Origin of the sequence: Brachybacterium sp. p3-SID957 (assembly GCF_025144775.1) — a bacterium.
Lineage (GTDB): Bacteria > Actinomycetota > Actinomycetes > Actinomycetales > Dermabacteraceae > Brachybacterium > Brachybacterium epidermidis.
On record NZ_JALXKT010000085.1, the window covers coordinates 1 to 11,441 of the forward strand.

At 66.8% G+C, this 11,441-nt stretch carries 14 protein-coding genes and 1 pseudogene; 3 read left to right on the plus strand and 12 right to left on the minus strand.

Annotation, left to right across the window (positions count from 1 at the left end; all coding sequences use genetic code 11):
* Nucleotides 1–80: 80 nt before the first annotated feature.
* Nucleotides 81–230 (plus strand): annotated as a pseudogene (locus M3B01_RS13685) (helix-turn-helix domain-containing protein); the annotation flags it as partial.
* Between the two features lie 61 nt (nt 231–291).
* Complete coding sequence (locus M3B01_RS13690; protein ID WP_259792974.1) at nt 292–450, plus strand: VOC family protein; 159 nt, start codon at nt 292–294, stop codon at nt 448–450.
* A gap of 213 nt (nt 451–663) precedes the next feature.
* Here the strand turns inward: M3B01_RS13690 and M3B01_RS13695 are convergent, their stop codons facing one another.
* The 12 genes from M3B01_RS13695 to M3B01_RS13750 all read right to left on the minus strand — a co-directional run bounded on the left by M3B01_RS13695 (nt 664) and on the right by M3B01_RS13750 (nt 9,240).
* A complete protein-coding gene (locus M3B01_RS13695; RefSeq protein ID WP_259792977.1) occupies nt 664–1,062 on the minus strand; it encodes a hypothetical protein in 399 nt (132 codons plus the stop codon).
* Nucleotides 1,059–1,895: a hypothetical protein gene (locus tag M3B01_RS13700; RefSeq protein ID WP_259792981.1), complete on the minus strand. Its 837-nt coding sequence runs from the start codon at nt 1,893–1,895 to the stop codon at nt 1,059–1,061. Before M3B01_RS13700 ends, M3B01_RS13695 begins: the two co-directional genes overlap by 4 nt.
* A gap of 89 nt (nt 1,896–1,984) precedes the next feature.
* Nucleotides 1,985–2,428, minus strand: a complete 444-nt coding sequence (locus tag M3B01_RS13705; protein WP_259792984.1) for a helix-turn-helix transcriptional regulator — start codon at nt 2,426–2,428, stop codon at nt 1,985–1,987.
* Nucleotides 2,429–2,464: 36 nt separating this feature from the next.
* Nucleotides 2,465–2,896: a hypothetical protein gene (locus M3B01_RS13710; protein WP_259792987.1), complete on the minus strand. Its 432-nt coding sequence runs from the start codon at nt 2,894–2,896 to the stop codon at nt 2,465–2,467.
* 83 nt (nt 2,897–2,979) lie between these two features.
* Nucleotides 2,980–4,425: a hypothetical protein gene (locus tag M3B01_RS13715; RefSeq protein WP_259792989.1), complete on the minus strand. Its 1,446-nt coding sequence runs from the start codon at nt 4,423–4,425 to the stop codon at nt 2,980–2,982.
* Nucleotides 4,425–5,189 carry an ATP-binding cassette domain-containing protein gene (locus M3B01_RS13720; protein ID WP_259792992.1) on the minus strand — a complete coding sequence of 255 codons (765 nt, stop codon included), beginning with the start codon at nt 5,187–5,189 and terminating at the stop codon, nt 4,425–4,427. Before M3B01_RS13720 ends, M3B01_RS13715 begins: the two co-directional genes overlap by 1 nt.
* 25 nt (nt 5,190–5,214) lie before the next feature.
* Nucleotides 5,215–5,595: a hypothetical protein gene (locus M3B01_RS13725; protein ID WP_259792994.1), complete on the minus strand. Its 381-nt coding sequence runs from the start codon at nt 5,593–5,595 to the stop codon at nt 5,215–5,217.
* The gene (locus M3B01_RS13730) at nt 5,592–6,464 is read right to left on the minus strand and encodes an ABC transporter ATP-binding protein (RefSeq protein WP_259792996.1); all 873 of its coding nucleotides are present in this window, start codon (nt 6,462–6,464) and stop codon (nt 5,592–5,594) included. The genes M3B01_RS13725 and M3B01_RS13730 overlap by 4 nt, the downstream gene beginning before the upstream one ends.
* 11 nt (nt 6,465–6,475) lie before the next feature.
* Nucleotides 6,476–7,240, minus strand: coding sequence for a hypothetical protein (locus tag M3B01_RS13735; protein ID WP_259792997.1), 765 nt, complete (start codon nt 7,238–7,240; stop codon nt 6,476–6,478).
* Nucleotides 7,237–7,785: a hypothetical protein gene (locus M3B01_RS13740; protein ID WP_259792999.1), complete on the minus strand. Its 549-nt coding sequence runs from the start codon at nt 7,783–7,785 to the stop codon at nt 7,237–7,239. Before M3B01_RS13740 ends, M3B01_RS13735 begins: the two co-directional genes overlap by 4 nt.
* A 143-nt stretch (nt 7,786–7,928) precedes the next feature.
* Complete coding sequence (locus tag M3B01_RS13745; RefSeq protein ID WP_259793001.1) at nt 7,929–8,723, minus strand: hypothetical protein; 795 nt, start codon at nt 8,721–8,723, stop codon at nt 7,929–7,931.
* A complete protein-coding gene (locus tag M3B01_RS13750; RefSeq protein ID WP_259793003.1) occupies nt 8,716–9,240 on the minus strand; it encodes an RNA polymerase sigma factor in 525 nt (174 codons plus the stop codon). The genes M3B01_RS13745 and M3B01_RS13750 overlap by 8 nt, the downstream gene beginning before the upstream one ends.
* A 437-nt stretch (nt 9,241–9,677) precedes the next feature.
* Between M3B01_RS13750 and M3B01_RS13755 the strand changes: the two genes are divergently transcribed.
* On the plus strand, nt 9,678–10,970 hold the full coding sequence (locus tag M3B01_RS13755; protein ID WP_259793004.1) for a HEPN domain-containing protein: 1,293 nt from the start codon (nt 9,678–9,680) through the stop codon (nt 10,968–10,970).
* The last annotated feature ends 471 nt before the right edge of the window (nt 10,971–11,441 follow it).

An 11,441-nucleotide genomic window follows, 5' to 3' on the forward strand; every position in this document is an offset into this window, starting at 1 on the left:
GGTATCGGACAACACGCTTCGCCGGCTCATTGACCTACCGTCACCCCCGCGTCCTCACGAACTTAGGAGACACGCCCTAGGCCTACGCCCTCGTGCGCAGCGGAGATCTCCGAGCCATCCGCGTGGGAGGCCGCGGCCAGTGGCGCGTGGAGCTCACCGAGCTGGACGCCTACATCGAACGCGCCTACGCCGACGCCCAACGCCATCTCGCCAGCGAAGCCCCCCCGTGAACACCATGTGACACCTACTCGTGCATCGGTCCCCACCCCCCGCACGTGCGAGGTCGGGCTGATGGTGCCGGGGCCGGCATCCGCGGTCGACGAGACCTTCAAAAGCTGGGTCTCGAAGGGAGTCCACGTCGTGGAGGAGCCGCACGACGGTGTTTTCGGCCGGACGTTCGTGATCACCGACCCTGACGGCAATCTTATCCGGGTATCCCCGGTGGACTGACCTGCACGGACCCCTCCCACCATGTTCGAACTCGAAGGGCTGGCCACACGCGATGGTCGGCCCTTAAGTCTGCCCAGGAGCTCAGTCATGTCACCGCCCGGGGTGCTGGTGGGGGTGTGGGGGCCGGTGGCCAGGCCGTAAATCCCGACCCCACACACCAAAGCCGTGACCGAGCCGGCAGCGATCAGCACGAGCCGGCGACGCGACGAACGATCAGAAGTGTCCATGCCCAGCAGGGCACCCACCCACCCCAAACACCAGCACGCAGAAGCTAGATGGCGCGCAGCTGCGGACGCCCACCCAAAGTGTCTTACGGGAACACGCGACATGCGAAGCTTCGTCGTGTTCGGGTTCTGCCTCCTTGCCGTCGTCGGCGTCGCTGTCGTGTGCTTCGCGGATGATGGTGGCGAACGGCTCGGCGAGTCGTGGGCGTAGTTGTTCGTCGTCGGTTATGTCGAGGCGGGTGTAGAACGCCTGGTTCGCCAGCCGCCGGTCGGCATCTCCCGATCGGGCGTAGGCACGGTGCGCATCGGTGAGCAGCCGCAGCGAGTCGTGCAGGAACGCCCGCCCGCCGGTGTGGTGCTCGTCATGCTCGGCAAGCCGCTGGTTCACGTCGGCGAGGCCCGCGCGGATGCGGCATCGCAGACGGCCCTATTCGCCTCGTCACCGACGAACTCGCCGGCCTCGACCGCGAGGCCGAGCGTGCACAGCGGGTGGCGGAACGGTGGGAGCAGATCGCCGCACGTCTCGACACTCAACGCGCGGCACATCGGGCCGAGGACGACGAGAACACGGCAATGCTCCGCAAGGCCGAGGACGCTGCCGAGCAGGTGCACGCTGAGGTCGCCAGGCCGCTGACCATGCAAGCCGAGGATGACGGTTCCGCCTACCTTGCCGCCGTGGAGAACGAAGTCACCGTGCGTGCGCGGCTCGCCACCGTGGGCAGGTTCGGCAGGCGCAAGGCCCGCGCAGAGCACCGCACCGCAACCGAACACACGCAGGCGCTGCGCGGACGCGTCAGCACCGAGTGGGGCACCACCCCGACCAGCAGTGATCGCCTCCCCGAATGGGCGGGCCGGGTCGCCATGAAGCGAGCTGAGGCCGATCCTCGCGTGATCGAGGCGGTGCAGACCGTCGAGGCTGCGACCGCCAACCGCGACGCGATGCGGGAACGCCACGAGCAAGAGCGCATGGCGCTGCTGGTCACCGAGTACGGGCCAGAGCGGGTACGCCGCGACCAGCTCGGCATGCGCGTTACCAAGCCGCACCGTCACGCTCGCGACGCCCGCGCCCAGGCCGTCGCGACCCGCGCCGAAGCCGACGAACTCCGCAACCTCCCGATCAACGACGCCACACGACGCATCGAAGCCAAGCGTGCCGAGCAGGAGCACGCGCGGCGGCGGACGGCAGAGCGGGTACGGCAGCTCCACGATGCGTTCGAGCACGACCCGCACCAGCGCGATCCGCGACGCGAGGGGCCATCCCGAGGCCTATAGAAAGCGTCGGCGCGCTGCTCGCACCGCGGTTCTGTTGGTCATGGAACGCCGGTGACAACGGGCTGCATGTCGCGGTACCGACTCGGTGCGATCCCAGTGTGCGCGATGAACGCCTCGGTCGCGCGTGATCGGCTGCGCCACCCGACCCGCTGCCCGGCAGCGGTGACGGTGATGTTGGTGTCGCGGAGCAGGCACGCCATCTCCTGGACGCGCAGCATCGTCAGATAGGCGGTCGGGGTCTTACCGAATGCGGAGGTGAACACCCTCGTGAGTTGTTTCGGGGAGAGACTCACGAAGTCGGCCAGCTCTGCCAGCGTCCGTGGGCGGACGATCTGACGGTGCAGTAAGTCGCGGACGAGCATCGCTTCGCGACGCAGCGGACCATGCGCTCGCTCATGGGAGGAGGTCGGGCGGGAGCGTGCGCGTTGCAGCCTGGTCAGCCGCACCGGAGAGACGCGGAAATACAGGGCGATGAGGTCCACGACCGTGAACCAGAGCGACTGCAACCGGGGGAAGCGTTAATGGAACTGGCCCTCGGCGCTGAGCGTGACCATCTCATCCACCCACGGCATTACCCGGCCTGCCCGATTCCGTCCGAGGTGAAGCACCTGCGTGGGCTCGGAGTAGACCTTCTGCGCGAAGCCCTGGGCGTCGAGGCGGTCGTGCAGGATCGTGGAGTATTGCCAGAAGAACTGATCCGACGCGAGGTCGGTGTCGATGTAGATCGTCGTGAAGGTCAGTAGCCCTTCGGGTTCGATTCCGCACAGCACGTGGGGTCCGAGCAGGATCGCATCGCCGAAGCTGACGGGCTGCTCGCCGAACTCGGAGAACACGATCGCCGTGCCATCGCGTGCGACGACGAGCCGCACGCAGTTATAGGCAGCCGGCCCGACGGGGCTATGGATCGTACGAGTACGCGCTGACAAAGGCGGGGAGAGTCGTGCCGCCACTCATTGCTGCTGTCTAAACCAGCGCTCTGCTCCGGCAGCGGCCATCGGTGCGGAAACCCGCCAGACCAAACGGAAGCGCCTGGTCATGCTGCTCTCGCGGGAGCGTTGCGCATGGCCCGTGTGCTCAGGAGCCAGGTGAGAACGGCGAACGCGGAGGCGACCAGCGCTGCGATGAGGAATCGTTGCGGCGTGTCAGCGGAGAGCGGCCATGCTGTGGGTCCGAGAATCCACAGCCAGGTATCGGCGAGGATGTCGCCGCCGAGGGTGACGCCGATGATGGTCAAGATCACCGCGGCGCCGAGCGCCCAGCCAGCGCCGAAGCGGACGGTGAGCCAGAGCGCCCCGAGAGTGCCCGCGATGCCAAGGATCAGCCAGAGCATCCCGGATTGGGTGATGGCGAGCAGGGATGCGGCGTTGCTGTGGCCTCGTCGTACAGAGTTGGCGAGAGCGGTGACCGTCACCGCCACGGACACGACGCTGACCCAGAGCAGCAGCCAGGCTTGCACAGCGGCGGGAACTGCGGCCTTGCGGAGGATGAGCACCCGCCATCCCGGAAGGACAGCCTGCCAGGTGAGGACGGCGATGACACAGGCCCCGAGGGGCAGCATCGCGTAGGTGTGCAACCCGAGCAGGTACGAGTTCGGGTAGATCGCGGCGGTGGCGACGGCGAGCAGGATCGCGGCAGCGCACAGCGGCATGACGGCGCGGGAGCGCATCACGGCACGGATCGCGCCGACGGCGCTTTCCCGGGTGCGGCGGCGTCCGACCGGTCGGCTGTTCGTGCCGCGTTCCATGCGGAGCGTGCCCGGCAGCAGCACTCGCAGAACCAGTACGAGTGCGGTCAGGAGGACGCTGAGCGTGAGCGCCAGGGCGGGTGATTCGGTGGCGAGCGGGTCGCCGGCGGCGAGGGGTTCGGCGTTCTGGTGTGCTCCGAGTACCGGGAGCATCGCTCGGACGGCCCAGGTCGGAGGGATCGCGAACCAGGCGGTTGTCTCGGCGGCGAGAGCGCCGATGACCTGCCAGACCCAGGCGGCGAGGAACACGGGGATCGTGCCCGACCGTTCGGTGAGCACGAACGCGAGCGCGAGGAGGCCGAGCGTCGCGACCCAGCAGGCAAGACCGGCCCACAGGAGGCGCGGAATATCGGTCGGGGCGCCGACAGCGACGGAGAGCGGGATGACGAGCCAGAACGCGAGCGCGTGGAACAGGGCGGAGAGGCCGGCCAGGACGATGAATCGCGCGACGATGATGGTGCGCGGGCTGGTGGCTCTCCAGAGGGTGCCGCCGTCTCGGGCGGTGGTCTCGCGGACGGTGGTGAGGCCGGCGAGGAGCGTCATGAGTGGTGCGGCCATGCCGGTGACGTAGAGGGTCTGCCACAGCAGTGCCGCGCGTTCCTGGTTCTCGGGCGTGATGAGGATGCCGGCAGTGCTGATGCCGGCGAGGATGATCCCGACCCAGGGAAGCGCAGCCGCCGCTGACCCTTTCGTGCGGACTGCTTCCGCTCGGATCGCAGAGGTGAGCGCGCCCATCATGCAGCCTCCTGCCGTGTGGCGCTGGGCATGGTCAGCCTGAGGAACTCCTCCTCCAACCGTCCTGGGGCAGCGAAGTCTGCGAGGGATCCTTCGTAGCGGCAGACGCCGTCGGCGAGGACGGAGATGTCATCGGCGAGCTGCACGATCTCGCCGAGCTGATGGGAGCTGACCAGGACCGTCCGGCCCGCGGCGGCGTAGTCGCGGAGCAGCTGGCGCAGCTCGACGATGCCCTGCGGGTCCAGACCGTTCTGAGGCTCATCGAGGATCAGCACGTCCGGTTCGGTGAGGATGGCGACGCCGAGTGCGAGCCGGGCTTTCATGCCCATCGAGAAGTGGCGGGCGCGTTTGCGGCCCGTGCTGGCGAGTCCGACGATGTCGAGCACCTTCTCGATCCGTGCCCGTCCGACCCCGGTGAGCCGGGCGTGCACGAGGAGGTTGTCGAACGCGCTCAGGTGCGTGTAGATCGCGGGGCCGTCGATGCTCGCGCCGATGCGTTCCAGTGCGGCCCGGTTCTTCGGGCCGGACGCCGGGGGCTGGCCGAGGACGTCGATCGTTCCCGAGTCGGGCTGCATGAGTCCGAGCAGCAGCCGGAACGTGGTGGACTTGCCGGCTCCGTTGCGGCCGAGCAGCGCATGGACGCGCCCGGTCTGGACGTGGAGGTCAAGGCCGTCGAGCACGACCGTGTCGCCGCGCTGCAGGCGCACGTCGGTGCAGCGGATCGCCATCTGCGGTGCCGGGGTGGGTGTGGGTTGGACTGTCATACAGCGGCTCCTCTCTGGTATTGGGTCAGGCGTCGCAGACGGTGAACGCGAAGGTGCGCAGCGTGCCGATCGAGCCGTGGGAGATGTCGCCGATCGGGGGCAGGTCGGCGTTCTCGTCCACGGAGTTGAGGGCGTATTCGGTGCCGTCGGGAGAGGTGAAGCGCAGCACGGGATCGCCCTTGTCATTCTTCTCGCAGCTGACGGTGCCGTGGTCCACGTCGAGATTCCACGAATGGCCGAAGTCATCGGCCGTGACGTCCTGCGGGTTACTGGTCGCGGTGCGGGTAGGGCCATCTTCGGGGAAATCCTCGGGGTTCATCATTCCGTTGCATCCGGCGAGGCCGAGGGCGAGCAGTGCCGCGGCTCCCGCGCCGGACATGCGGATGGTCGTGCGATGGATGTTCATGCGTGCTCCTTCGGGATCGTGAGGGCCATGTAGCCGTCTTCAAGGTTCGGGTCGACCGGCGTCGCGTCTGCAGGCGGGGTGTCGGTGACGATCCGGTACTGCGTGCCGGCACCAGTCGTGGTGGCGTTGACGACGCTGACGTCCTCCGGTGGAGGCGCGGTGCGGGAGGCGGTGAGCCAGGTGCGGCCTCGGGCAGCGTCGATCAGCCCGTCAGTGGGTCCGTCGTAGCGCAGGCGTCCCTCCCGGAGGACGAACACGTAGGGGCAGGTCTGCGCCACGTCATCGAGGATGTGCGTGGACAAGATCACCGTGCGGTTGTGCCCGAGGCTCGCCAGCAGGGTGCGGAACCGCATCCGCTCCTCAGGGTCCAATCCCGCCGTGGGCTCATCGACGACGAGCAGTTCCGGGTCACCCATGAGTGCTTGCGCGATGCCGACCCGCCGACGCATGCCGCCGGAGAACCCGCCGACCTTGCGATCTTTGGCGTCGTTCAGGCCGACCTGGGCGATCAGCTCGCGGGCCTGCCGCTTGCGGTCGGTCGCGCTGTCGATGCCTTTGAGCACGCCGACGTAGTCGAGAAACTCGAGCGGGGTGAGGTTCGGGTACGGCTCCACGTCCTGCGGCAGGTAGCCCAGCGTCTTCTTCACCGCCCGGCGCGCACCGGCGTCGGCGAGGTCGTGCCCGTCGATGAGCACCCGGCCCCTCGTGGGCTGGATGATCCCGCACAGGATGCGCATCAGCGTGGTCTTCCCGGCACCGTTGGAGCCGAGCAGCCCGATCATGCCCTGCGGCAGATCGAGGGTGACGTCATCGAGAGCGGCGGGCTTCTTGCGGAAGTCCTTGCCCAGGTGGTCGATGGAGATGAACATGCGGCTTCCTTTCAACGCTTGGCCATGCGCCCGGCCAACGCGGACCCGGCAGAGAGCAGAAGGACGATGATGACGAGCTGTGCAACCAGCGAGAGCGTCGCGGTCCAGACGGTGCCATCGAACGCGAGCGAACCGGCGGGCGGGTAGATCGGGTCGGTGTCGAAGTAACCGCTGGCGACCGCATCACCGATCACGGTGAGCACGGTGCCGTTCGGCGTGGGCAGCGGGACGAGCGAGGACGAGAAGATCAGGAAGAACCAGACCAGCACGCCCGCGATACGGCCGAGTGTGCGGGGCAGGATCGCGCCGAGCAGGGATGACAACGACATGGCGATCAGGACGCCGGGGACGACGATCGTCGCGGTCACCGCCACCGCCACCGGGATCGACCAAGGATGCCCGCTGAGCGTCTGCACGACGCCCATGAGCAGGAGCACCGCCAGTGCGGGAATGACGACGACGCCGAAGGTGCCGAGGATTCTCGCTGTGTGAAGGGCGAGGGGGCGTACCGGGGTTGAGGCTTCGAGTTCGTTGGTACCTAACCGTGAGGGGGCGGTGAAGAAGTCGGCGAACGCGGCGGCGTAGGCGACGCCGGTGAACATCACGATCAGCTGTGCGGAGAACGCGAGGTCTTCGATGCCTCCGGTGCCGGGCCGGGCCGGTGAGATGACCGCGAGCAGGGTGGCGAACGCAGTCAGCGGGATCGCGGTGAACCACAGCGCCTTCTGCCTCCGGGCGACTTTCGAGTGCGTGCGAGCGAGTGCGAGAACCGTCATGCCGCGACCACCTTTGCGATGTTGCGTTCCGCGTTGGCGAGCCGCTGCCAGACGGCGACGAGAAGTCCGGCCGAGACGAGCAACGGGATGCCGCGCTGTTGCGGCAGCGGCAGGACGTAGGGGTCCCAGAGCATCGCGAGGAACATCCATGCCGCCACGACCGCGATGGTGGTGGTCGATGCCGTGCCCGCGAACGCCGCGGCCACCAGTGCGACGACGATCATGATCACGACCGCGCCGGCGGGTGACGCCACCGACGTCCAGCCCTCGTCGCGGGGCCAGACCCGCAGTGCGTGCAGGGGGAAGAACATCAGCGCCGCACCGCCCAGCCCGGACAGTGCCACCAGCGCGGCGCGAAGAAACTGCACGCGCCGGAAGCCGGTCGGCGTGGACTCGTGCAATTCGATCAGCGGGTCACCCGTGAGGGCGACCGCGGCGCAGACGCCGGTGGCGATCACGAACACCTGCGCGAGCCAGTTCACCAGTGTTATCGCCTGCGAGGGCGGCCAGGCGTCGGCCGCGAACCAGCCTGCGAGGACGACCACGGCCCCGGCGAGGATCGGCCCAGCGAGCACCATCAGGCCGGCGCGTCGGCCCTGTGATCGGATCGCTGCTCTCGTCACTTCCTGCTCCTGAACTCTTGAGAATCTGCATCTACAAGGTCAGTAGCGGGGTGAGGCGGATCGGTTCACGCGGATTGCAGTCCGCTGATCGCGGCCCGCCGCGCCGTCGTGACGGCCGCACCCAGTAGGGCCGCGCCTGCTCCCAGCAGGCCGAGCGGGGTCAGCGCGTTCCACAGCAGCCCGGACAGGCCGAAGAAGAACATCGCTTCGGACACCGGGACGGCCATCGGGATGAGCACCAGCCCGGCGGCGATGCCGGCCCAGGGTGCGACCCAGATTGAGGCAAACGTCGCGGCTCCCGCGACCAGCGCGACCGGGATCAGCCAGCTCGCTACGACGTCCGGCAGGCCGCTCGTATACCCCCAGGCCGATACCAGGCCGGACGCCGCAAGCCCGGTGGCGGCGTCGACGACCAGCACGAGAGCGATCCGTGCGAGCACCACCACCTGCGGGCCGAGCGGGGTCGCGAGGGCGATCGAGTCGGGCTTCGCGGACGACAGCGCCATCGTCACCGTGACCGCGATCCCGGCGAGCATCACGGAAGCGAACCCGGTGTCGCCGGCCGATCCTCCCTGTGTCACTCCGAAGAAGCGGGCCGCGAAGATCGCCATCGTCACAGTCACCAGGGCGACCGGCAGGATCAGCCACGGCACGACCCGCATCTGCGCCCATGCCAGAACGGCTGCCAACTTCGCACTCCGCCGGGCAGGCCACCGGGGAGCATCCATCGGAGACGGTGCGCTCGCGATCCGACGCCGGATCAGACCGAACGCGGGCGCCTCGCCCTGTTCGCTCTCCCAGCGGCGCAGGACCTCACGGAAGGCGTCATCGCCGCCGGTGTCAGCACTGTGTTCAGTCATCGTTCCTCCTCAACTCCTCGCGCAGCAGGCGCCGGGCGCGAGACACCCGGCTCTTTATCGTTCCCCGCGGGACGCCCACCAGCTCTGCGATGTCCTCGTACGGCAGCTCGTGCACCCAGGCCAGCCGAACGACCTCGCTCAGATCGGCGGGAAGCGCACTCAACGCCGCCAGAAGCGCACGGGCCTCCTCTGCGGACGCCACCAGATCGGCAGGATCACTGTCGTCCGCGGGGATCGCGTACTCGGACTCATCCAGCGGCACCTGTGCCAGACGCTTACGCCGGGTGTGCGCGTAGACCTGCCGCTTCGCGATCCCCAGCAGCCAGGTCAGCACCCGACTGTCGTGCCGGAACGCGCGCGCCGATCGCCAGCAGCCCAGCCACACGTCAGCACTGACCTCCTCCGCGACCCCGCGGTCCGGCGTCCGTGCCAGGACGAAGCCGAACACCACCGACGCATAGCGCGCGTGGAGCTCAGCGAGGGCACGCTCATCGGCGGCGCCGATTCGGACGAGCAACGCCTCATCCGTCTCGACCGCTGAACCTGACCACGCCACTCTGTACTCTCGCCTCCCACGACCTCGCACTGCCCATCGCAGCTCTCACCCAGTCAGTAGCGCCCACGGGCCAACCGGTTCACGAGCACTGAACGACCAGTGACAAGCGTCGACTCGCCTCCAACGTAAGCCGCGGTCCCGGCATCGCGTCGCACTCAAGTACCGTCAGCATCATCCGCGAGCATGATCGTGCAACCGGGAAGCAAAGGCCCTAGGGCAGCCAACTGGCCGCCGCAGCCAACACCTGATCGAAGGCGCCACGCGTCTTGGAGATGAGGTACGACTTCACTGCAGCCCATGAAGTTCATGACGGTGGCACCCTGCATCAGAGAGAATTGTTCTCGTAGCCGCGCTGTGCTTGCAGGACGGCATCCAACGGAAGAACGGCGGTGGGGAATATGGCGACGAAGCTGGAACCTGGCGTCGTGAGGATCGCGCACACGCGGTCGGGTGCTGAGGGTTCCGACGAGGTAGTTGTTGCTGAGCTCGACACCAAGGGCGTGCTCGTGAGTTGGCCACGCGCCTTGGGTTTCGTTGATGCTTTCCGCCTGAATAGCGGCGGTCGGAAAATCCCTGAACCGCTCATTCTGCGGGATGGCGATGGATGGCTCACTCTTGTTGAGGGCTGCACTGTGGGCGCGTCCGCTTCATCTCTCGGGCACTCTCTGGAGCGCCTTCGCTACAGTCGCGCGATCCACGCCGGCGCAAACGGGGTCGATTATGTAGGGGTCAATGGGATGACCTCGGAGATCGACGGACTGGCCAAGTGGGCGAAGCTGGTTCCAGTGACAACGCGACTTATGCTGGGCGAGGAGGGGAAAGGCATCGAGGGTGTTTCGGTTGTCGCAAAGAACTTGGATTCGCTACCTCTGGGAGGTCCGCTCGATCTGCAACTTGAAACTTCGTTCAGTCACAACCCCACTCCGAAGGGCGGCGTCTTTACGATCTCCACGGCTCTGCTGGTGCGAACTCGTAGCCCTGAGCTTGAAAGCTGGCAGACGCACCAACAGATGCATCGGATGATGCAAGACCTCATGTGCCTGGTGTACGGCAAGCCTTGTGGATCGCGGCTGGTCTCGGTGATGAGGGAGGATGACCAGGAATTGCCGCCGAAAGATGAGCGTCGCTACTGGAGAGACGCATACCAACCAACTTTCGGTCGGACCATTGATCCTGACCGCCAGTTAACTGACGATGATAACCCGCTTTTCTTCCTTGACGAGGCCAACGCGGATCTTGTTGCAGAGTGGCTATCTGAGTACTCGTACTGGTCTCGACCTACCTGGATCGCCATGAGTGCCCTGTTCCATCGCACCCTTCCCGTGGAGTCGCGGCTTCTCCAAGTTGCGGTGGCGCTCGAAGCATTGGGCTACGCGATCGCCGAGAAAGCCAATCCCGGCAAGAAAGTATCGGAAACGTATGAAGCGCTGCTCAAGAACATCTTCGATTTCCTGGGATACGAACCCGACGCTGTTGTCGGCGAGGGTGGCAGCCGTGACTCCTGGTGCAAGGCCTTCAACCAGGCCTACAAAGGAGTCAAACACGCTGACAACGATCTGACGGACGGACGAGAAGCTTGGACGCGGGCGCGCGAGGGCCTAATCCTGATCCGCTGCTGGCTCGCTGCCGCGTTTGGCGTCTCAGAGAAGCTAGTTACGCAGCGACTACATGAGGGGCGAGTCGGGGCTTGATGCTCTGACAGGCGTCGTCGAGCGGCGTACCTCGACTTGCAAGAGGCGTGGCAGCTCTCTCGGGGATTAATCAGCTGGGCTGCCGTCACGGCAGGTCCTTGGTGTGTGTCTACACAGTCCTTGGGTGGATGTCGAAATTGCGGGAGATCGACGTGGCGCTCTCACCATTTGCGCGGGCGGTTCGGATGGCGTCCACCTCGTCCGGCGTCAGTGGTGTTCGGGATTGTCTCATTGGGGTCGTCATGACCCGAGGATCTGGCTCGGCTGCCGGCGGCTCTTCGCTCGCACCATCCCGTTTCGCCTGTTCCCAGGCGACACTCAGCCGTTCCAGCCGTTCCCGTGTGTTCGAGCTGAGTCCACCGGCCTCCACTCGAGAAACCGTGAGGCAGTGACTCGTCACGCGAGCACCGCCAGGATTCTGGCGGGGCCCTCGTCGTCATGTGCACCCTGCGGGTTCTAAGCTTGGATCCG

Bases quoted from the DNA above. Each gene is read 5' to 3' on its own strand.
- M3B01_RS13715 (WP_259792989.1), bottom strand. From the start codon at position 4,425: ATGGGCGCGCTCACCTCTGCGATCCGAGCGGAAGCAGTCCGCACGAAA.
- M3B01_RS13690 (WP_259792974.1), top strand. From the start codon at position 292: ATGGTGCCGGGGCCGGCATCCGCGGTCGACGAGACCTTCAAAAGCTGG.
- M3B01_RS13745 (WP_259793001.1), bottom strand. From the start codon at position 8,723: ATGACTGAACACAGTGCTGACACCGGCGGCGATGACGCCTTCCGTGAG.
- M3B01_RS13755 (WP_259793004.1), top strand. From the start codon at position 9,678: ATGGCGACGAAGCTGGAACCTGGCGTCGTGAGGATCGCGCACACGCGG.
- M3B01_RS13725 (WP_259792994.1), bottom strand. From the start codon at position 5,595: ATGAACATCCATCGCACGACCATCCGCATGTCCGGCGCGGGAGCCGCG.
- M3B01_RS13730 (WP_259792996.1), bottom strand. From the start codon at position 6,464: ATGTTCATCTCCATCGACCACCTGGGCAAGGACTTCCGCAAGAAGCCC.
- M3B01_RS13720 (WP_259792992.1), bottom strand. From the start codon at position 5,189: ATGACAGTCCAACCCACACCCACCCCGGCACCGCAGATGGCGATCCGC.
- M3B01_RS13735 (WP_259792997.1), bottom strand. From the start codon at position 7,240: ATGACGGTTCTCGCACTCGCTCGCACGCACTCGAAAGTCGCCCGGAGG.